Annotated in this window: 17 protein-coding genes and 1 tRNA gene; 7 read left to right on the top strand and 11 right to left on the bottom strand. The window is 38.5% G+C overall.

Annotation, left to right across the window (positions count from 1 at the left end; translation table 11 throughout):
• Positions 1-60: 60 nt before the first annotated feature.
• Together QUE09_RS08620 and QUE09_RS08615 are read left to right on the top strand one after the other, a co-directional pair.
• Positions 61-1,422: an MATE family efflux transporter gene (locus QUE09_RS08620; RefSeq protein WP_286235792.1), complete on the top strand. Its 1,362-nt coding sequence runs from the start codon at positions 61-63 to the stop codon at positions 1,420-1,422.
• Positions 1,423-1,630: 208 nt separating this feature from the next.
• Positions 1,631-1,707 (top strand) — tRNA-Val (locus tag QUE09_RS08615).
• 210 nt (positions 1,708-1,917) lie between these two features.
• Here the strand turns inward: QUE09_RS08615 and QUE09_RS08610 are convergent.
• Positions 1,918-2,367 carry a GNAT family N-acetyltransferase gene (locus tag QUE09_RS08610; protein WP_286235791.1) on the bottom strand — a complete coding sequence of 150 codons (450 nt, stop codon included), beginning with the start codon at positions 2,365-2,367 and terminating at the stop codon, positions 1,918-1,920.
• A 205-nt stretch (positions 2,368-2,572) separates the two neighbouring features.
• Between QUE09_RS08610 and QUE09_RS08605 the strand changes: the two genes are divergently transcribed.
• Positions 2,573-4,600 (top strand): S9 family peptidase, encoded by a 2,028-nt coding sequence (locus QUE09_RS08605; RefSeq protein WP_286235790.1) that lies wholly within the window; start codon positions 2,573-2,575, stop codon positions 4,598-4,600.
• Between the two features lie 206 nt (positions 4,601-4,806).
• Here the strand turns inward: QUE09_RS08605 and QUE09_RS08600 are convergent, their stop codons facing one another.
• Positions 4,807-6,444, bottom strand: coding sequence for a M28 family metallopeptidase (locus QUE09_RS08600; protein WP_286235789.1), 1,638 nt, complete (start codon positions 6,442-6,444; stop codon positions 4,807-4,809).
• Positions 6,445-6,584: 140 nt separating this feature from the next.
• On the opposite strand from QUE09_RS08600, the gene QUE09_RS08595 reads away from it, so the two are divergent.
• A complete protein-coding gene (locus QUE09_RS08595; protein ID WP_286235788.1) occupies positions 6,585-7,577 on the top strand; it encodes a 2-hydroxyacid dehydrogenase in 993 nt (330 codons plus the stop codon).
• A 62-nt stretch (positions 7,578-7,639) separates the two neighbouring features.
• Here the strand turns inward: QUE09_RS08595 and QUE09_RS08590 are convergent, their stop codons facing one another.
• Genes QUE09_RS08590 through zwf form a run of 5 tightly spaced genes read right to left on the bottom strand, consistent with a single transcriptional unit; the run spans position 7,640 to position 13,248 of the window.
• Positions 7,640-8,287 (bottom strand): bifunctional 4-hydroxy-2-oxoglutarate aldolase/2-dehydro-3-deoxy-phosphogluconate aldolase, encoded by a 648-nt coding sequence (locus QUE09_RS08590; protein WP_286235787.1) that lies wholly within the window; start codon positions 8,285-8,287, stop codon positions 7,640-7,642.
• Complete coding sequence (locus QUE09_RS08585; RefSeq protein ID WP_286235786.1) at positions 8,284-9,258, bottom strand: glucokinase; 975 nt, start codon at positions 9,256-9,258, stop codon at positions 8,284-8,286. The genes QUE09_RS08590 and QUE09_RS08585 overlap by 4 nt, the downstream gene beginning before the upstream one ends.
• Positions 9,255-11,081, bottom strand: coding sequence for a phosphogluconate dehydratase (gene edd / locus QUE09_RS08580; protein ID WP_286235785.1), 1,827 nt, complete (start codon positions 11,079-11,081; stop codon positions 9,255-9,257). Before edd ends, QUE09_RS08585 begins: the two co-directional genes overlap by 4 nt.
• A gap of 3 nt (positions 11,082-11,084) precedes the next feature.
• On the bottom strand, positions 11,085-11,777 hold the full coding sequence (gene pgl, locus QUE09_RS08575; RefSeq protein ID WP_286235784.1) for a 6-phosphogluconolactonase: 693 nt from the start codon (positions 11,775-11,777) through the stop codon (positions 11,085-11,087).
• A 1-nt stretch (position 11,778) separates the two neighbouring features.
• Positions 11,779-13,248 (bottom strand): glucose-6-phosphate dehydrogenase, encoded by a 1,470-nt coding sequence (gene zwf, locus QUE09_RS08570; protein ID WP_286235783.1) that lies wholly within the window; start codon positions 13,246-13,248, stop codon positions 11,779-11,781.
• 313 nt (positions 13,249-13,561) lie between these two features.
• On the opposite strand from zwf, the gene QUE09_RS08565 reads away from it, so the two are divergent.
• Both QUE09_RS08565 and pyk read left to right on the top strand, forming a co-directional pair.
• Positions 13,562-14,410 (top strand): MurR/RpiR family transcriptional regulator, encoded by an 849-nt coding sequence (locus QUE09_RS08565; protein WP_286235782.1) that lies wholly within the window; start codon positions 13,562-13,564, stop codon positions 14,408-14,410.
• A gap of 84 nt (positions 14,411-14,494) precedes the next feature.
• Positions 14,495-15,946, top strand: a complete 1,452-nt coding sequence (gene pyk, locus QUE09_RS08560) for a pyruvate kinase (protein WP_286235781.1) — start codon at positions 14,495-14,497, stop codon at positions 15,944-15,946.
• A gap of 63 nt (positions 15,947-16,009) precedes the next feature.
• Here pyk and QUE09_RS08555 read toward each other — a convergent pair whose 3' ends face one another.
• Positions 16,010-16,855 (bottom strand): DUF6279 family lipoprotein, encoded by an 846-nt coding sequence (locus tag QUE09_RS08555; RefSeq protein ID WP_286235780.1) that lies wholly within the window; start codon positions 16,853-16,855, stop codon positions 16,010-16,012.
• Between the two features lie 87 nt (positions 16,856-16,942).
• Here QUE09_RS08555 and QUE09_RS08550 point away from each other — a divergent pair, with 87 nt between their 5' ends.
• Complete coding sequence (locus tag QUE09_RS08550; protein WP_286235779.1) at positions 16,943-17,983, top strand: ATP-dependent 6-phosphofructokinase; 1,041 nt, start codon at positions 16,943-16,945, stop codon at positions 17,981-17,983.
• Between the two features lie 18 nt (positions 17,984-18,001).
• On the opposite strand, the gene QUE09_RS08545 is transcribed toward QUE09_RS08550, so the two are convergent.
• From QUE09_RS08545 to hinT, 3 genes are all read right to left on the bottom strand, one after another.
• Complete coding sequence (locus QUE09_RS08545) at positions 18,002-18,826, bottom strand: LytR/AlgR family response regulator transcription factor (protein ID WP_286235778.1); 825 nt, start codon at positions 18,824-18,826, stop codon at positions 18,002-18,004.
• Positions 18,827-18,830: 4 nt separating this feature from the next.
• Complete coding sequence (locus tag QUE09_RS08540; RefSeq protein ID WP_286235777.1) at positions 18,831-19,895, bottom strand: sensor histidine kinase; 1,065 nt, start codon at positions 19,893-19,895, stop codon at positions 18,831-18,833.
• 265 nt (positions 19,896-20,160) lie between these two features.
• Complete coding sequence (hinT, locus tag QUE09_RS08535) at positions 20,161-20,514, bottom strand: purine nucleoside phosphoramidase (RefSeq protein ID WP_286235776.1); 354 nt, start codon at positions 20,512-20,514, stop codon at positions 20,161-20,163.
• Between the last annotated feature and the right edge of the window lie 7 nt (positions 20,515-20,521).

Genomic DNA, 20,521 nt, shown 5'->3' with positions numbered 1-20,521 from the left:
GATCCTACTTTATTAAAAGTACCGCATTTTAGCGCCCTGTTATTTTAAGTACCACAACTAATGCACATTCAAGGTTTTATTGATAATACGAAAAGGTTAATGACCTTAGCGTATCCCATTTTGATCGCCCAACTTATCCAAACATTAATGGGCTTTGCCGATACCGTTATGGCCGGTCGAGTGAGTTCAACTGATATGGCTGCTATCGCTGTAGCAAGCAGTATTTGGTTACCTATTATATTAACGATTTCAGGTGTCATAATGGCGCTTGCAGCGATTGTATCTCAATATGCTGGCGCCAAAGATTATACAAAAATTGGTGCAGCTACACAGCAAACAGCTTGGATATCTGTATTCATGTCGGTAGTACTTATTGCCATTTACTATGCAATAGCGCCGTATTTGTACACAACTGTTCCAATAGAGCCGCAACTAAAACAGCTGCTATTTGATTACTTAGAATATGTGGTTTGGGGTGGACCAGGTTTTTGTTTATATTTGGTCTTTAGAAATTATTCTGAAGGTTTGTCTCATACCCGCCCTACCATGATTGTTAGCGTTGTAGGATTACTGATCAACATTCCTGCTAACTATATTTTTATCTATGGTTATGGGGACATACCCGCTTATGGTGGCGCAGGGTGTGGTATCGCAACGGCTATTGTTTATTGGGTTATGTGTATTAGTATGTATCTTTACTGTATTTTCAGTAAACATTTAAAGCATGCTCCTATTTTTGACAAGCTCTATTTACCCAATTGGCATGAAATCAAATATATATTAATACTCGGTGTACCAATTGCTTTATCTTTACTGTTTGAAGTAAGCCTATTTGGTGTTGTTGCTGTGATTTTAGCACCTTTTGGTGCTGAAACAGTGGCTAGCCATCAAATTGTGATTAACTTTTCCGGGTTAATTTTTATGATCCCACTAAGTTTAGCGATGGCAGTTACTATATTAGTAGGCACCGCAATAGGTAATAAGCAAATTGAACAAGCAAAACAAGTATGCAGTTATTCAATTGCATTGGGGTTATTAATCGCCGTATTTACAGCACTATTTACCTTAACTTTTCGTTATGAAATAGCAGAAATCTATAGTCGAGAAGTCGTTGTTATTGAGTTGGCAGCTAGCTTAATGTTTCTTGCAACACTGTTTCAATTTTCAGATGCAATACAAGTTATTGCAGCCGGAGCGTTACGTGGCTATAAAGATACTACGGCAATTTTATACTTGACCTTTATTTCATATTGGTTGGTCGGATTAAGTGTTGGTTTAGTGCTAGGTCTGACAGACTGGATAATGGAGCCTATTGGCGCATATGGATTTTGGATTGGTATTATATCAGGCCTCACTACTGCTGCTGTCCTATTAGGATGGCGTTTAAAAGTTGTTCAACATCGATTTGCGATGCAAGCCTAATGTTACTTTTAACACCGATATGTGCATTTGTTAGGCAAACAAACATTTATTTTAAATAAATAATTTAAAATTGCTTGCAAGACGAATATCAGATCGCTAACATAGCGCTCCGTTGAATATCAGGGTTTATTTTCAACGAAGTGCTTGCGTTAACGTCAAGTTACAACGGTATGCACCGTATTCGATTAAGAATAAATAGCACAATTTTACGTCCGTAGCTCAGTTGGTTAGAGCGCGTCCTTGACATGGACGAGGTCGGTGATTCGAATTCACTCGGACGTACCATCTTCAGAAAGAGCTGCCTTAGGGCGGCTCTTTTGCGTTTATAATGTTGAATAAAAAAGTGCTCACGATTTTTTAATAAATACAATACCGCAAGGGAGTAACGAAAAAACGCTATTTAATGCGTTATAAACGATGGAGTACGGAATGCACAGTTTGACTTTTGTCTCCTCTGCATCCCTACTTTGAGCGACTTATTTTGAGGTACTTACTTTAAAGTGTTTTAAAGTAATGCAGAAAACCATCTGCTATTTCATAGCCTAATGATTCATATAATTTTTGTGCGGAAACATTGTCTTTAGTTGTCTCTAACCCTATGCCTTTAGCGTTAGAAGCTACAGCTAGCGATTCAGCCCGTTCAAGTAGTAATTTGCCAACACCTAATCCCCTTGCCTCTTCCACAACAAACAAATCATTTAAAATCCAGGTAGCTTTTGCCGACACAGACGAAAAGCTTGGAAATAACTGTGTAAAACCAAGTACGTTATTTTCATTGTCAATCGCAATGTAAATTGTTGATTCACCTCGTGACAGGCGGTCTTCGATAAAATTAAATGCAAGCGCTAAATCTGACTCCTGAGCATAAAACTGACGGTATAAATCAAATACTGGTGCTATATTTTTAGCATCTGCACTTGTTGCTTCTTTTATTGTTATATTCATATATTTTTAAACCAACACTTATTTTTACTTAAATTACTCTATAAAACTCTAACTCAAAGCGGTAATTGTAGTCACGGATATAAAATTTAGTACACTTTATTTGTAACAAACTCGTTAAAGAGAGTCTTTTCAGCGACCAATAACAGTGTAAAAAAAGTGACTTACCATAGAATACTTTTATAACTACTTAAAAATGGAACCCTACATGTTAAAGCCTACGCTTCGCAAACTACTTTGGCTAACAGCCCTTGCCCCAAGCATTACGTTGGCGGCAGATGTTTTTAATGCTAAAGACATCTTCTCGCTTGAGTACGCATCAGATCCACGCCTTTCACCTGACGGTAAAACCGCCGTTTATGTACGTAATGCCTACGATATTATGAAAGACGGTAAGAACAGAGATCTATGGCTGTTAGATATAACCTCAGGTCAACATATGCCACTCTTCTCTGATGAAAAGCAATATTCTCAACCACGATGGTCTCCTGACGGTAAAAAACTAGCATTTATTAGTAATTTAAGTGGTAAATATCAAATACATATCCATTATCTCGATAGCAATCGCACAGCAATGGTCAGCCAGTTACAATCAGGTATTTCCAGTTTAACTTGGTCTCCTGATGGCAAGTGGTTGGCCTTTAGTCAAAAAGTGAGTGCGCCAAGCACTAAACTGGCTAAAATGCCGAAAAAACCGAAAGGCGCTAAATGGGCAAAACCTGTTATCGTTATAGACAAAGCATACTACCAAGCTGATGGCCGCGGCCTAATCGAACCTGGCTACAGCCATGTTTTTGTTATGCCCTCAGATGGTGGTACGCCACGCCAGCTTACGCAAGGAAACTATCATCATCGTGGTACGTTAGCGTGGACTGCGAGCAGTGATGCAATCGTTTTCTCAGCTAACAGGCGTGATGACTGGGAATATAAAGGATTAGAAGGTGATTTATTCTCTGTAGCAATTAAAGACGGTACATTGACACAACTTACTAATGCACCTGGACGTGAATATGGCCCTAGCTTTTCAGGTAATGGCAAAACACTTGCTTATTTGGCTACTTCAAATGCGTTAAACCCTTACAGAAACGCAAAGTTAACACTGATGCAATGGTCGACAAAAAAAAGCACGTTAATTGCGCAAGAATTTGATCGTTCTATTAGAAGTCCTAAATGGTTAAACGACAATAAACTTGCCATTGCATATGACGATTTTGGCAAACGTAAAGTTGCGACAATTACCACCAAAGGTAAAATTGAAGACCTAACAGACACCTTGTCAGGTACAACTTTAGGTCGTCCTTACATTAGTGGTGAATTCCATGCGAATGATTCAGGTAACATTGTGTTTACTAAAGGAACGAGTCAGCGTCCAAGTGATGTAGCGATGATAAATGCACAAGGTAAAGTTAGACAGCTAACGAAACTAAATGAAGATCTACTGGCGCATAAATCGCTTGGCCAAGTGCACGAAATAAACTATAAATCGTCGTTTGACGGTGAAAATATTCAAGGTTGGTACATCACTCCGCCAAACTTTGATCCGAATAAAAAATATCCATTGTTATTAGAGATTCATGGTGGCCCACATTTAGCTTATGGCCCGCACTTTTCAGCAGAATTACAACGTTATGCTGCGCAAGGTTATGTGGTGTTTTATGATAATCATCGTGGTAGTAGTTCTTATGGTGAGCGCTTTGCAATGTTATTAAAATACAAATATAGCTCTAAAGAAGACTTTGCAGATCATAACAGCGGCGTAGACGCTATGATAGCTAAAGGGTTTATTGATAAAGACAACCTGTTTATTGCCGGCGGTTCTGCAGGAGGTATTGCAACGGCATACGCAATTGGTCTAACTGATAGGTTCTCAGCAGCCGTTGTTGTTAAACCTGTAATCAATTGGCTAAGTAAAGTATTAACTGCAGATAGTGGTTTACGCCAAATTCCAACACAGTTTCCAGGCATGCCTTGGGAGCACGTTGAGCATTATTGGCAACGATCACCCATGTCTTTGGTTGGCAATGTTACAACACCAACAATGCTTATGACAGGTGAAGAAGACTTACGTACGCCAATGGCACAAACTGAGCAATATTACCAAGCGCTTAAATTACGAAAAATAGATACCGTTTTAGTAAAAGTACCAGGTGCTTCTCACGGGATAGCTGGCAAGCCATCGAGAATGATCGCTAAAATTGAAAACACGCTTGCATGGTTTGAAAAATACAAAAAATAGTGTTGGAGTAAACAACATAGCCACTTTTTAAGTATATTGTTTTTAATATTGCAATCACGAAGGTGGCTAACCCTTTTTAAAAGATAAAATCCTTTCATGCAAAAGCTATTAATTGATAACACCTATTGTAGATAATAGTTTAAGGCTGAAAACGAAAAAGCCACCTAGTTAACAGGTGGCTTTTTACTTTCAACAACCTAAAGATCTTATTTCATCATTTCATCGCGCATAGCTTTAAATTCAGTACCTTCACGCCAGTTAGGCCAGTCATTAGATTCAGCAAGCAAGTAACCTGTTTCGAAAAATAGCTGTAATTCAGCAATTAAACCACGCCACCCCCAAGCTTCATTGTATTCATCACAGGCCTGGTGATAGCAGCGAGCAACGTCTCCTTTAACACGTTTACCAATTTGTTTTTCTTCAGCATTTAACCAAACAGAACCGCCGCCCGCACTCAACGCTGGCACCCCTTTTTTAGCTAAACTAAAGTGATCTGAACGATAATAATAACCACGCTCAGGTGTTTGTTCTGGTGTGAGCGTGCGAATTTGACGTTTTGCTGCTTGCTCTAGGTACACTTCTAACTCTGATTTGCCAAAACCCACTACGGTGACGTCTTTTTTCTTTCCAGTAATATCTAAGCTATCCATGTTTATTAAGCCAACAATTTGCTTTAATGGGATCGTAGGATGATTAGCAAAATAACGAGACCCCAGTCTCCCTTGTTCTTCAGCCGTAACAGCAACAAAGGTTATTGAGCGTTTAGGTGCTTTTCCAAGTGTTTGATATGCTTTCGCTATATGCATTAAACCTGCGGTACCTGTAGCATTGTCATGCGCACCGTTGTAAATTACTTTCTTACCGTCCGCAATATAACTGCCAAGATGATCCCAATGTCCCATGTAAAGGACATGCTCATCTGGACGTTCGCTCCCCTTTATAGTTGCGATAACATTGTTTGAGGTTGACGATTTAATCTCATTCTCTAACTTAATGCTTGCGGTTAAATTTAGTGGCACTGCTTTAAAGTCTTTCTCTAACGCTAACGCTTTCATCTCGTTAAAGTCTTTGCCAGCTTTGGCAAATAATGCCTTCGCTTTGTCAACACTAATCCACATTTCAACATCAATAGCAGGTTCATTAACTTCTTTCGCTGGTAAATGATACTGCGCGCCTGTCCAACTGCTTTCTATAACGTTCCAACCATAGCTAGCAGGCTTTATTTCGTGAACAATAATCGCCCCAGCTGCGCCCTGTCTTGCGGCTTCTTCGTATTTATAAATCCAACGGCCATAGTATGTCATCGTATTGCCATTGAAGAGCTGGTTATTTTGCGTTGCAAAGCCTGGATCATTAACCAATACAACAACCGTTTTTCCTTTGACATCAATATTTTGATAATCATTCCAATCATATTCAGGTGCATTTATACCGTAACCAACAAACACTAATTCAGAATCTGTTAACGCGATGTCTTTTTTTGTTTTACGAGATGTAGCGACAAAGTTTGTCGGAAATTCAAAATCAAGATCGGCAATATTAAGCGATGTAGTAGGCTTACTCGTAATGCTGACCATAGGAACGGCTTGTGTATAATTATCACCGTTACCAGGTTTCAAGCCAAGCGCTTTAAAACGCTTTATTAGCATATCTGTTGTAAGTTTTTCACCTACACCAGAAGGCTCTCTCCCTTCAAATTTATCTGAAGATAATGTTTTAATGTCTTTTTTTAACGTTGATAACTCGAAAGAGTTATATGCTTGATTAAACTCGTTATTCGCAGCGCTTGTTGCGCAAAAACTAACAAAACAAGCCGCGATTACAGTACGCATTTTAGTTTTCACTTGTTATTATCCTAATACTAAAAATGAATGGCTAGCTTAGCGATTATCTAACGAGAACACCAGACAACAGGATGATTTAACTGTTGCTTTTGTGTAAAGTGAATAACTAATTGGTTTACCATACTTAACAGGGAAGCGTAATGTTTGAAATTGCCGTGTTCAGCACAAAAAAGTATGACATTGAATATCTCAATAAATTTAACGTTGATAATAAATTTTCGTTTAATTTTATTGAAGCAAAGTTATGTCAAGAAACGGTAGCATTAGCTAAAGGCGCTGATGCTGTATGTGTTTTTGTTAATGATAACATAAACAAAAAAGTATTAGAGACCTTAAGTGATTTCAATATTAAGACGATTGCATTACGATGTGCAGGGTTTAATAACATCGACTTACCATGCGCCAAATCTCTTGGTTTCACCTTATGTCGTGTGCCCGAATACTCTCCCGAGGCGGTTGCAGAACATACCATTGGTCTTATGCTAACGTTAAGTCGAAAATATCACAAAGCTTATAATAGAGTAAGAGAAGGCAACTTTGCTTTAGACGGCTTAATGGGGTTTAACTTACATAAGAAAACGGTCGGTATAATTGGTACTGGCAATATTGGCAAAGCAACGGTTAGAATCCTGCAAGGATTTGGCTGCCATGTATTGTGCTATGACCCTTCGCCAAGTGAAGAAATAACGCAACTAGGTGCTAATTATGTCGCTTTAGATGAATTGTTAACAAATGCAGATATTGTTAGTTTACATTGCCCTTTAACCCCCCAAACCCAACATCTCATTGATGAACAAGCCATTGCCAACATGAAAAATGGCGTAATGTTAATAAATACAAGTCGCGGTGGTTTAATAGACAGCCATGCTTTGATAAATGCCTTAAAAACCCGAAAAATTAGTTTACTTGGTTTAGACGTTTACGAACTTGAAAGTGAGCTCTTCTTTGAAGATCTTTCTAATACCATTATTCAAGATGATGTTTTTGAAAGATTATTGTCTTTTCCTAATGTCGTTATCACGGGTCATCAAGGTTTCTTTACCCAAGAAGCACTTGAAACAATTGCGCAAACTACTATAAGTAACTTGACCTGTTTACTGAATGGAAAATCTTCAGGTAATGAACTTTATTAAACGTCAAATGCGCTAACAACAAAAAAACCAGCCTAAGCTGGTTTTTTTATCCGCAAATAACATTATTTCACATGCGCTAATGTTTGTTTTGCCAACTCGGTAATTTTGCCCCAATCTTTAGCGGCAACAATTTCGTCAGAAACTAACCATGAACCACCACAGCACAATACATTTTTCAATGCTAAGTAGTTCTTTATGTTGTTTAAATTAATACCACCTGTAGGACAAAAACGAATATCAGGGAATGGCCCGCCAATTGACTGAATGGCTTTTACCCCACCCGATGCTTCCGCAGGAAAGAATTTAAAATGGTCATAGCCATAGTCAATACCATCCATCAATTCTGATATCGAAGAAATACCGGGTATTAACGCACATTCACCTTCATTACCCGCTTGTAATAAATCTTTAGTCAAGCCCGGACTAATAGCAAATTTGGCACCTGCATCTGCTGACCTTTGCAATAATTCGCGGTTAGTTACCGTACCAGCACCAACTACCGCTTCGGGCAGCTCTTTTGCAATCGTTTTGATCACATCCAATGCAGCAGGTGTTCGAAGTGTAACTTCCAACACTTTTACGTCTGCAGCAAGTAAGGCTTCAGCGATTGGTAATGCATCTTCGACATTCTTGATCACTAATACTGGTACAACTGGCCCAAGGGCAAACAGATCTTTTGGCTGAATTTGCCAATTTTTAGCTAACGTCATAATTCCTCTTTATTATGTTGTCGAAGATAAGCTGAAGCACCTAATATCCCTGGCTGCGATTCTGTGATCACAAAGGTTGGAATGTTGTGATTAAATGGACTTAGGCGCCCTTTACTCTCAAACCTGCTTCTAAACTCACTATTTTTAAAAAACTCAATAAAACGTGGCACAATGCCACCGGCAATATAAACACCGCCAAAACTTGACATAGTTAAGGCTAAATTACCGGCGAAACTACCCAACGTTTTACAAAACTGATCTAATGTTTGTTTACAAATACGGCAACTTCCTGCAAGGCCAAGTTCAGAAATTTCACTGGCTGACCGTGTTGGCAATTGCGTTTGATAATATTCATTTAATGCTTGATATATCTGCTCTATTCCAAGCCCTGACAGTAACTGTTCATATGAAACATGCGGATATTTTTTATCAAGATATTGGAAGATTTTTACTTCCACTTCGTCGATTGGCGCAAAGTCTACATGGCCACCTTCACCGCTTACCGCATGCCATTTATCACCTACTGGTATAACATTAGCGACACCTAAACCTGTACCAGGTCCACAAATTGATATCGGTTTATTATTGACAACGTCACCTTCACCAATTTGTATTTTTTGATCATCATTAAGATACGGCACCGCATAAGCAATGGCTGTATAATCGTTAATTAACAGCAACTTATTTAAATTTAGGTGTGCTTTAATTTCACTTACCGAAAATTGCCAAGGTAAGTTTGTCATTTGAATGACGTCTTTATCCACAGGGCAAGCAATAGCGAAACATGCATTTATGGTATTGTTAGCGATATGATTTTCATTGATATAGTGAGCAACAACCGCTTCTAAGCTATCAAAGTCACGACATTGATAAACGGTTAATTCATTCACTTCACCATTCGCTCTAGCAATACCTAAACGAATATTTGTACCACCAATATCAGCAACTAAATTAATGGTCGCTTGACTCATAACGTAGAACCTTCATCAAATAATGAACATGCACCTGTGTCAGCAGTACTTAAATTGCGGCGCATAAAGCCAAACAATTCACGTCCCATACCCTGGTGATGACCATTAACTTGGAATTGTGCGTTATCGCGCTTTGCAAGTTCAGCTTCATCGACAAGTAGGGTTAATTCGCCCGACTCACCATCAACCAAAATCATATCGCCAGTTTGTACTTTTGCGATCAAACCACCATCAAGTGCCTCTGGGCATAAATGAATGGCAGCTGGCACTTTACCTGATGCGCCAGACATACGGCCATCTGTAACCAATGCCACTTTATAGCCTTTATCTTGCAATACACCTAACGGTGGCGTTAGCTTATGTAATTCAGGCATACCACGCGCTTTAGGCCCTTGGAAACGTACAACAGCGACAAAATCCTTATCTAGAGCGCCTGATTTAAATGCTGCATCTAGTTCGTGCTGATCTTCAAAGACAACTGCCGGCGCCTTGATAACAAAACTACCATCGCGTAAAGAAGATGTTTTCAATACTGAAGTACCTAAGTTACCTTTGAGTACTTTTAATCCACCATCAGGTTTGAAAGGAGATTGAGTTGTTGCAATAACTTCTGGATCACCTGACACATCTGTGCTGTCTACCCATTGTAATTTGCCATCAACTATTTCAGGTTGTTTGGTATAACGTTCAAGACCCGAACCACAGATTGTTTCAACATCTGGATGTAATAGACCTGCGCCTAACAATTCTTTGAAAAGTAACGCCATACCACCAGATTGTTGGAAATGATTAACATCAGCATGACCGTTTGGATAGATACGTGTGATCAGTGGCACAGCATCAGATAAATCATTAAAATCTTGGAAGTTAATAATTATACCTGCGGCTCGCGCAAACGCGATTATATGCATAGTTAAGTTTGTAGAACCACCTGTTGCAAGCAATGCAACAATGGCATTAACAATAGATTTTTCATCAATCATTTTACCAACAGGCATATAATTGCCAGATTGTTGCGTTAACCGCGTAACCTGACGTGCTGCAGCTTTTGTTAATTCTTCTCGTAATGGAGTATTAGGCGGCACAAAAGACGCACCTGGTAAATGTAACCCCATCACTTCAACAACTAATTGATTAGAATTGGCTGTGCCAAAAAAGGTACAGGTGCCTGCAGTATGGTATGAAGCAGATTCTGCTTCAAGTAGCTTATCTTCTCCAATTTCACCTTTAGCAAATTGCTGACGAACACGCGCTTTTTCTTTATTTGGTATACCTGATGGCATTGGTCCAGCAGGAACAAAAACAATGGGTAAGTGGCCAAACGTCATTGAAGCGATGAGTAAGCCGGGTACTATTTTATCGCAAATACCAAGCATTAATGCGCCATCGAACATGTTATGAGATAACGCTACTGCGCTCGACATTGCTATAACATCGCGGCTCATTAAGCTTAAATCCATACCAGGCTGGCCCTGTGTAACACCGTCACACATTGCTGGCACACCACCTGCAAATTGTGCAACACCACCCGTTTCAGCAACAGCTTCCTTAATCACTTCTGGGTAGGTTTCATAAGGCTGATGAGCAGATAACATATCGTTGTATGCCGAGACAATCGCAATATCTGAATGGTTTATACCACGCAATACATCTTTTTCTTGCTTACTACATGCTGCGAAGCCATGTGCTAAGTTACCACACGATAAGTTCGCACGATGAACCGTCGTTGCTTTTTCACGTTCTATCTTGGCAAGGTAAGCCTTGCGAGAGTCTTTACTGCGCTCAATAATGCGTTCAGTAATTGCTAAAATCTTTTTATTCATAAGTTACTCCGCCCAATACACTTGAGTGTTAATTTCAGGGTCGTGCAAAAATGCTCTGATTGGCATTGCTCGTCTATCTGTTTCTGATAGTGCTTTTTCCAATACCGCTTTCTTATTTAGACCACTAATATGCAAAATAGTGTTTTTACTAGGCTTTAAGTACGCAAAACTAAACGATATACGTTCATGTGGTGCAGTTGTAGGCTTAACCTTTAAAAGCGGTGATGTTGACGAGGCCAAACATTCGTCAATTTGTTCACTGCAAGGAAATAGTGAAGCAGTATGCCCGTCTTCACCCATTCCCAAAATCAAAACATCTAGCGGCAACAACGCACTTTTAGCCGCTAAATTTAAATCTGCCAATGTTTCTTGCGTTAACGCTTCACCTTGCTTGAGGTGAAAAAATTTAGCGTTAATGGCATTATTTTGCAGTAAGTTTTCATGCACTAGACGCGTATTACTCGCATCACTATCAATACTCACCCATCGTTCGTCAGCAAGTGTGACGGTTATATCTGACCAAGGTAAGTCTTTCTTTGACAAGGCATGAAAAAAACCTTTCGGTGTAGAGCCTCCGGATACTGCAATACTTGCACGACCTTTAAGTGCTACAGCATCCGATAAAATATTCGCGACTTTATCAGCCAGCGCGGCATCTAAAGCTTCTCGTGTATCAAATTCATTTAATTGATGCATATTATTCTACCCATTGACGATCATCACGAGCGATAAGTGAAATTGAAGACACTGGTCCCCAAGAGCCCGCTGCATATGGTTTTGGTGCTTCATTACTTGACTGCCAAGCTTCAATAATACCGTCTGCCCAACTCCACGCCGCTTCAACTTCATCACGACGAACAAATAGAGATTGGTTACCGTTAATAACTTCAAGCATTAAACGTTCATACGCATCAACAACGCGTTGATCTTGATAAATTTCAGAAAAACTCAAATCGAGTTTGTTTTCATGGATATTAAGTTGTGAAGCAATACCTGGAATTTTATTCATCATTTGTAATTCAACCCCTTCATCAGGTTGAAGACGAATAGTTAACTTATTCGCAGGTAAATCCGCGTGACTGTCTTTAAAAATATTATGTGGTTGTGGTTTAAAGTGCACAACAATTTCACTGTGTTTTGCCGGCATTCTCTTACCTGTACGTAAGTAAAATGGCACACCAGACCAACGCCAATTGTCAATTTCTGCTTTAATTGCAACAAACGTTTCAGTGTTACTATTTTCGTTCGCACCTTCTTCATTGAGATATCCAGGTACAGGGCCACCATTTAAGAAGCCATCGGTATACTGACCACGAACCGTTGTATCTTTTACGTTTTGACGTGTTATCGGCACTAATGCCTTAATCACTTTCAATTTTTCATCACGAATACTATCAGCACTTAAATCAGCAGGAGGTTCCATTGCCAATAAAGATAAAATTTGTAATAAATGATTTTGAACCATATCACGCATTTGACCGGCTTCATCATAAAAACCCCATCGCCCTTCTATACCAACACTTTCAGCAACAGTTATTTGCACATGGTCAATACAGTTACGATCCCAGTTTGTCGTAAACAATGAATTTGCAAAACGTAGCACAAGTAAATTAAGCACCGTTTCTTTACCAAGGTAATGATCAATACGGTAAATTTGATTTTCGTTGAAATAACGCGAAACTTGATCATTAATAACTTTTGACGACTCAAGGCAATGTCCGATTGGTTTTTCCATCACGACACGATCTGCGTCTGTGACTAACCCAGCATTTTTTAAACCGTCAGTAATATCACCGTAAATAGCCGGTGGCGTAGAAAAATAATAAATACGTGTTTCGTGACCATCAGCAAGTGTGTCAGCAAGCGTGTTGTAGCTTTCAGTTTGCTTGAAGTCTAATTGTTGATATACCAAACGCGCTTTGAAGCGAGCTAAAGTTTTTTCATCTAATCCCTCTTTAACGAACGTCGTTAAGTTCTCCATAACAAAGTCAGTAAATTCTTCAAGAGAGATGCCTTGTCGTGCAGCGCCAATAATACGACTTTCGTCATTTAACAAGCCAACATGATCTAATTGATATAACGCGGGTAATAATTTGCGGCGAGACAAGTCACCAAGCGCACCGAAGAGTACAATTTCACTAGCCGACTGTTGTTCAGTATTTTTCATAGGGATAATTCTCTAATTTTATCTTTTCATTGTAACTAAACTACATTTAGTCCTAATTTAGCGCTTGTTGAACGCCCAGTAAAGAACTTTTTGTAATTTTACTACAATTTTAAAATAGTTCGAAATATTTGAGCGCTACAATCAATAATCTCTGCTTTATAGTATTAAACATTTGCAAAATTTTGCCATTTTGATTTATATTGATAAGGAAAATGAAATAAATTTTCAGTTTTACTGTTTTCAACACAGAAAATTAATTACAGCTAATAAAAAGATCTAGGGTACTATGTTAAAAGATCTAGGGTACTAATGCATGAATATATTAGAAAAAATTGCCAATGAACTAGACACTTTCAGTAAGTCTGAACGAAAAGTTGCCGAAGTGATATTGTCTTCTCCTAGCACTGTGATACACGCTAGCATTGCTGCGTTGGCTAAACAAGCCAACATCAGTGAACCAACGGTTAATCGCTTTTGTCGTCGTTTAGATACAAAAGGTTACCCTGACTTTAAACTTCATTTAGCGCAAAGTTTGGCCAATGGAACACCATATGTAAACCGTCATGTTGATGAAAACGACACTGCAGACGAATACACCGCCAAAATTTTTGAATCAACCATGGCAAGTTTAGAGCTTGCTCGTAAAAGTTTAGATACAACCACAATAAACCGTGCCGTAGATCTACTTACCCAAGCCAATAAAATTTCTTTCTTTGGCTTAGGTGCTTCAGCGGTTGTTGCACACGACGCATTAAATAAGTTTTTCCGCTTCAATGTGCCCGTTGCTTACTTCGATGACATATTAATGCAACGTATGAGTGCGATAAATAGTCAACAAGGTGATGTAGTCGTGTTGATTTCACACACAGGTCGAACAAAATCTCTTGTAGAGGTGGCAAGTTTGGCAAAAGAAAATGATGCGACTGTCATTGGCATTACAACAGAGGGAACGCCGCTTGCAAAAGAATGTAGTATCGTGCTTTCGGTCGATGTTGCTGAAGATACCGATTTATATATGCCAATGTCTTCACGCATCGCACAACTCGCACTTATCGATATTCTTGCGACAGGTTTTACATTACGCAGAGGAACAAAATTTAGAGACAACCTGAAAAAAGTAAAAGATAGTCTAAGAAGTTCTCGTTTTGAACGTAAAGACTAACATTGCTCATGTTGTCTGAAAATTACATAAAGGTCGCTAGACTCTTTATTCTTTTCATATAGATGCAATTTAATAAGGATTAAAATGCCTAGAAGAACGAAAATTGTTGCGACCCTTGGTCCAGCAACAGAAGATAGAGAAACGTTAAAGAAGGTGCTCGCTGCAGGTGTTAACGTTGTTCGTTTGAACTTTTCTCATGGTACTGCCGATGACCACATAGAACGTGCTAATATGGTACGTGAACTTGCCAAGGAATTAGGTATATATGTCGGTATTTTGGGAGATCTTCAAGGACCTAAAATTCGCGTTTCTACGTTTAAGGATGGCCCTATCGTACTCAATGTAGGCGATAAATTTGAACTAGACGCAACATTACCGAAAGGTGAAGGTTGCCAAGAAAAAGTGGGAATTGACTATAAACATTTACCTAAAGATGTGTCTGAAGGTGATATTTTGTTGCTTGACGACGGACGTGTTCAGTTAAGAGTTCTAAGCGCAACTGATAGTTCAGTCTTTACCGAAGTCACCGTTGGTGGCCCTTTATCTAATAACAAAGGGATCAATAGACAAGGCGGTGGTTTAACGGCGCCTGCCTTAACAGATAAAGATAAAGAAGATATCAAGACTGCGGCAAAAATCGATGTCGACTTCTTAGCCGTTTCTTTTCCACGTGATGCAGCAGACATGCGAGAAGCACGTTTATTAGCCCAAGAAGCTAATTGTAATGCGCGCTTAGTGTCAAAAATTGAACGTGCAGAAGCTGTTAACGATGATAAAGTGCTAGATGATATTATTTTAGCATCCGATGTTGTAATGGTAGCTCGCGGTGATTTAGGCGTAGAAATTGGCGATGCAGCTCTTGTTGGTAAGCAAAAACACATTATTGCTCGCTCACGTCAACTGAATCGTGTTGTGATTACGGCAACACAAATGATGGAAACGATGATCACACAACCAATGCCTACTCGTGCAGAGGTAATGGATGTTTCTAACGCTGTTCTAGATGGTACCGACGCCGTGATGTTGTCAGCTGAAACTGCTGCCGGTAAATACCCTGTTGAAACCGTTACAGCGATGGCCAACGTTTGTTTAGGTGCTGAACAACATCGTTCTGTGAATACGTCTAAACATCGTCTTGAACTAATGTTTAACGAAGTGTCGGAAACCATTGCTTTATCTGCAATGTATGCCGCCAACCACTTAAATGGCGTTAAGGCAATAATTGCGTTAACTGAATCAGGTCAAACGGCTAAGTTAATGTCGAGGATCACATCTGGGCTACCTATTTATGCCCTATCACGCCACCAAAAATCACTGAATAAAAGTGCCATTTATCGTGGTGTCTATCCAGTTGAATTTGACTCAACGGCTAGTAACAACGACCAATTGTCTACCGATGTGCTTAAAGCAATTATTAAGCAATCTTGCCTACAAGAAAATGATAAAGTAATTTTCACACATGGCGATTTAATGGAAACTGTCGGGGCAACAAACACCCTTAAAGTGTTGACTGTTAATAAATCTCACTTTGCTTAAGTATTCCGTTACTTACAAAAAAAGGTAGCCTAAAAGCTACCTTTTTTTGATTAAGATAAACAGTTATTCGTCTTCAATTAATTCCATTATATCTTCTCTTAAATTGCTTAACTTACGATTAAGCTTTTTTCGTTGTTTTGCTGTCAGGTCATTTAATAAAGTAACAAAAATTTCATGAGTAATTGCATCATTTTTTCTCGTTAGCGATTTAAACTCTTCGCTACGTAAACGTTCTCTACCGTTAATCATTAAGTCTGTAAACGCAACGACATAAGCTTGATCAAGTTGCTCAGGTGCTAATAATTCAAAAAATGACTGTTGCCAAGACTCACGATACGTTAGCCAATAAGACCTTTCAGTTTGAAAACCTTGAACAAGTTGATGAATTTTTTGCTTTTGCGTGCTTGTTAACTTACCTACCCATTCTTTTAACTCTTCAATTTGCTCTTTTTCTCTTAGCTCTAACCATTCTTCTCGTGAAAGCTCTTCATGATCATCTATACGTTTTTGTCTTATTTCTTTAATATTTTCAATGAGTTCATTTCGCTGCTTTTTACTTAACAGAGTAGATAACTGGGCAACTTCAGGTGCTATTTTATTCATTAACACCTTCCAATGACCTGTTACTTTTTGTTGATGTTCTTTTAAGTCATTTATGGTCAGTCCATTCGCAACCTGTGTTTGAAATGTTGTCAGTTGTTGCAAATATCGCGAAAGTTGCGTTTGACGATGCCATTGATGAAGCTCTGTTAACGTTTTATCAAAGGCCTTTTGCTGCACTCTATTTAAATCAACATAGTCATCAAGGTACCAATCGATCCACCAATCAATGTGATTATATATAAATGTCGTGCTACACCCTGTAAGTAATGCAACAAATGACAACACCAGAATATTTCGTTTAAACATATTATAAATTTCGTAAACCCGTGAATATTTTAGCAATCTAGGTTAACTTAATAATAGATCTATTCAAGTACTGGAATGTAACAGCCGATGTCTCTCACTCAAAATAATAACAACACAAAAATAAAACGTATTGCGGTATTAACAAGCGGTGGCGATGCCCCAGGTATGAACGCTGCTATCCGAGCTGTTGTGTTAGCAGCAACTGCAAATAATTTTGAAGTTATTGGTTTTTATCATGGTTATAACGGACTTATCAATAATGAACATTGTGTTCTTTCTAATAATGATGTGCACGATATCATTCATTTAGGTGGTACAATTTTAAAAAGTGCTCGCTGCCCTGAACTATGTACTAAAAACGGACAACTTAAAGCCGTTGAAACCTTGAAGATTAACAATATAGACGCGCTTGTTGTTATTGGGGGCGATGGCTCATTTAAGGGGCTTCAAGCAATTGCCGAATATTGGTCAGGCCAAGTGATTGGTATTCCAGGTACAATTGATAACGATGTCGATGGTACTGACTTCACTATCGGTTTTTCTACCGCGGTAAATACCGCTATTGATGCCATCGATAAAATTCGAGATACCGCTAATGCATTTGATCGTGTTTTTGTCGTTGAACTGATGGGCAGACACAGTGGTCATATTACTTTTAATGTTGGAATTTCTTGCGCTGCTGAACAAGTGATTTCGTTTGAAAACTTTCAAGTGCAACAAAAGCAAGCAATATTATCCACATTAGCAGAAAACATTAAACAAGCAATTCAATACAAACATCGAAGTTATTTAATTGTGATTGCTGAGAATTTATGGCCAAACGGTAGCCAAGCATTTGCTAACGAGTTGACAAAAATTTCAGGAATTGATGCTACTTTATGCACCTTAGGTTATATACAACGAGGTGGTTCCCCTGTTGCCAAAGATCGCATTCTAGCAACAAAAATGGGGGTAGCAGCAATTCAAGCAATTAACGCTCAAGAAACAAATATGATGATCGGGGAGCAAAACAATGCCATGGTTCTCGTACTACTATCAGAAGCAGTGCAACATCAAAAACAAGTCAGTCAATCATTAGTTGATGCACAACAGAATATATTAGCAATGACAGCACAAACGGAAACTTGACAAGTATAGTTATTGCATTTACGTGGTAACAGCTTGTTTAACTCTCTCTTTGTAACTTCGACTTACTTTAAGCTCTTTGCCATTATTCATCACTAAGAAGTATTCGCCATTTAATTGGCTACAAAACTTATCAACGTAATTTTTATTAACAATTGTTGAACGATGACTACGAATAAATAGACGAGGATCTAAACTCTCTTCAAGCTGTTTCATTGTTTTACGTAATATATGCGTTGCATCTCCAGTGTGTACACACATGTAATCGCCAGCTGCATCTATCCATAATATATCTTTTACAGGTACGCGACTAACTTCGCCACCATCTTTAATAGCAAGCACATCTGAATAATGAGAAACAGAAACAGGGTTATTATTTTCCAGATCATTAATAATGCTTTGGCTATCATGACCGGTAACGTCGCTGACCAATTTGACTAACTTTTCAATATGTTCAGCATGCTCAGAACTCGACAGTGTCAATCTAATTTTATCTAATGTTTGCCCGAGTCGCTCTTCGTCTGCAGGTTTCATTAAATAATCGTGGGCGTGTACATCAAACGCTTTTAATGCATATTGATCAAAAGCAGTAACAAAAACAACAATAGGTAAAGTAAGTTCTTGTTCAATTAACTCCTGCATCACTTCAAAGCCATCAAGACCTGGCATTTGAATGTCTAGGAACATTAAATCAGGTTGGTAGGCTCTTACGGCTTCAATTGCTTCTCTACCGTTACTACATTCCATAACAATATCAATATCGCTATGTTCTTGTAGCCTAACCGCTAAACCTTTTCTTGCAAGTGCTTCATCGTCAACGATGATAGTAGAAAGTTTTTTGCCCATCTTTTTATCCAATTTCGTAAGGCATTCTTATATTAACTTTAACACCATTTGGTTCGTTATTGGATACGACAAGTGAAAAATCTGCATCATATAATGCTTGTAATCTTTCACGCGTATTCGCAAGACCCACACCATTTTCACGATGCAAATTACCACGCACGATTTCGGCGCCAGGGCCATTGTCTGACAGCTCTAGAAGTAAATCATTGCCAAAACTAGATACGTTGACATTAATCGTTCCACCCTTTTCCTGAACAGCAATGGCATGTTTAATTGAATTTTCCGCTAAAGGCTGCAAAATCATGCTTGGCACCAATGCCTTCTGACAGTTTTTAGCCACGGTAAAGTTCACTTGAAGACGTTCTTCAAAGCGCACCTTTTCGATATCTAAGTAAAGTTTTAAAGCCTGCAATTCACTCTCTAACGTTACTTTTTTCATAGGATCTTTATCGAGCGAATAACGGAGAAACTCACTTAATTTGGTCACCATACCATTAGCGGTTTTATTTTCATTAACCAAGATCAAGGTTGAAATGGCATTTAAGGTGTTAAATAAAAAATGTGGATTTAACTGATACCGCAACATTTTTAACTGTGCTTCATGGGCAACAGTATTTGCTTTTAATACATTTTGCTTTTCTTTTTGCAGCATCTGGTAGTACTTAGTACCAAAATACAACAAACTCCAACTTAATACGATGAAGAACGAAAACATAGTATTTCTTGCATAATAAATTAAATTATCAGGGCGGTAACCATGTTTGTATATTTCCCAATAGTTAATATTTTGAACTATTTGCCAAATTAATCCCGTAAAGTAGGCACAAGCAAGAACAACCAAGGCTATTTTAACAGGCGTAAAGTTCCATATTTTCCGATAAACATAACGCAATGGAATAGTAAACAACCAGCCAGCATAGGCATTAAGTAGAATTATAACCGTAAAGATGTCTCTTAAATCATGTAGTAATGATCCGAGATAATGTACTAAGGCGAAACCAAACCAACCGGCGGTATGCATTAACCAAAATAATCGGTTTCTATCTTCTATTAACTTCGTCCAATTCACAAAAACAACCTACTCTTCTCCGTTACTATTTATTATGGAATACAAGGTGGTTAAGTGCATTGCCGCTAATCGTGACAAACGTACGATTTATCTCATTTCGGCCAAAACTAGTGTTTCATGTGATTATAAACAAAATAACGTTACGCTTGGCTTGATGTAACTGCTAACTGCTCGCATCACGATGCGCTAACGCAATAGATAAAAAAGTGTATTATTTCAAATTATAGGTAAGTACAACTAAGGCGACAAAAGCCGCCTTAAAGGGTTATTTTAATGCCAGCATTTTACCCAACGGTTGCCCACCAACGAGGTGCATATGAATATGATAAACTTCTTGTCCACCATGTTGATTACAATTCATAATTAAGCGAAATCCATCTTCTGCGATACCTTCTTCTTTAGCAAGTTGCTTTGCGACGGTAAACAAACGCCCCATTATTAACTCATCACTTTCTTCAATATCATTAACGGTGGGAATTAATTTATTAGGAATAATCAAAATATGCGTTTTTGCCTGTGGCGCAATATCCCTAAATGCTGTAACTAAGTCATCTTGATATAACAACTCTGTTGGTATCTCTTGACGAATAATCTTTGAAAATATTGTTTCTTCGGCCATTTTTATC

It is taken from the genome of Thalassotalea sediminis (genome assembly GCF_030295915.1).
Taxonomy (GTDB): domain Bacteria; phylum Pseudomonadota; class Gammaproteobacteria; order Enterobacterales; family Alteromonadaceae; genus Thalassotalea_C; species Thalassotalea_C sediminis.
The sequence above is the reverse complement of the archived record's forward strand: the minus strand, read 5'-3'. Positions and strand labels throughout refer to the sequence as shown.

Bases quoted from the DNA above. Each gene is read 5' to 3' on its own strand.
- hinT (WP_286235776.1), bottom strand. From the start codon at position 20,514: ATGGCCGAAGAAACAATATTTTCAAAGATTATTCGTCAAGAGATACCA.
- QUE09_RS08590 (WP_286235787.1), bottom strand. From the start codon at position 8,287: ATGACGTTAGCTAAAAATTGGCAAATTCAGCCAAAAGATCTGTTTGCC.
- QUE09_RS08565 (WP_286235782.1), top strand. From the start codon at position 13,562: ATGAATATATTAGAAAAAATTGCCAATGAACTAGACACTTTCAGTAAG.
- QUE09_RS08610 (WP_286235791.1), bottom strand. From the start codon at position 2,367: ATGAATATAACAATAAAAGAAGCAACAAGTGCAGATGCTAAAAATATA.
- pyk (WP_286235781.1), top strand. From the start codon at position 14,495: ATGCCTAGAAGAACGAAAATTGTTGCGACCCTTGGTCCAGCAACAGAA.
- QUE09_RS08545 (WP_286235778.1), bottom strand. From the start codon at position 18,826: ATGGGCAAAAAACTTTCTACTATCATCGTTGACGATGAAGCACTTGCA.
- QUE09_RS08595 (WP_286235788.1), top strand. From the start codon at position 6,585: ATGTTTGAAATTGCCGTGTTCAGCACAAAAAAGTATGACATTGAATAT.
- QUE09_RS08550 (WP_286235779.1), top strand. From the start codon at position 16,943: ATGTCTCTCACTCAAAATAATAACAACACAAAAATAAAACGTATTGCG.
- QUE09_RS08585 (WP_286235786.1), bottom strand. From the start codon at position 9,258: ATGAGTCAAGCGACCATTAATTTAGTTGCTGATATTGGTGGTACAAAT.
- pgl (WP_286235784.1), bottom strand. From the start codon at position 11,777: ATGCATCAATTAAATGAATTTGATACACGAGAAGCTTTAGATGCCGCG.
- zwf (WP_286235783.1), bottom strand. From the start codon at position 13,248: ATGAAAAATACTGAACAACAGTCGGCTAGTGAAATTGTACTCTTCGGT.
- QUE09_RS08605 (WP_286235790.1), top strand. From the start codon at position 2,573: ATGTTAAAGCCTACGCTTCGCAAACTACTTTGGCTAACAGCCCTTGCC.
- edd (WP_286235785.1), bottom strand. From the start codon at position 11,081: ATGAATAAAAAGATTTTAGCAATTACTGAACGCATTATTGAGCGCAGT.
- QUE09_RS08555 (WP_286235780.1), bottom strand. From the start codon at position 16,855: ATGTTTAAACGAAATATTCTGGTGTTGTCATTTGTTGCATTACTTACA.
- QUE09_RS08620 (WP_286235792.1), top strand. From the start codon at position 61: ATGCACATTCAAGGTTTTATTGATAATACGAAAAGGTTAATGACCTTA.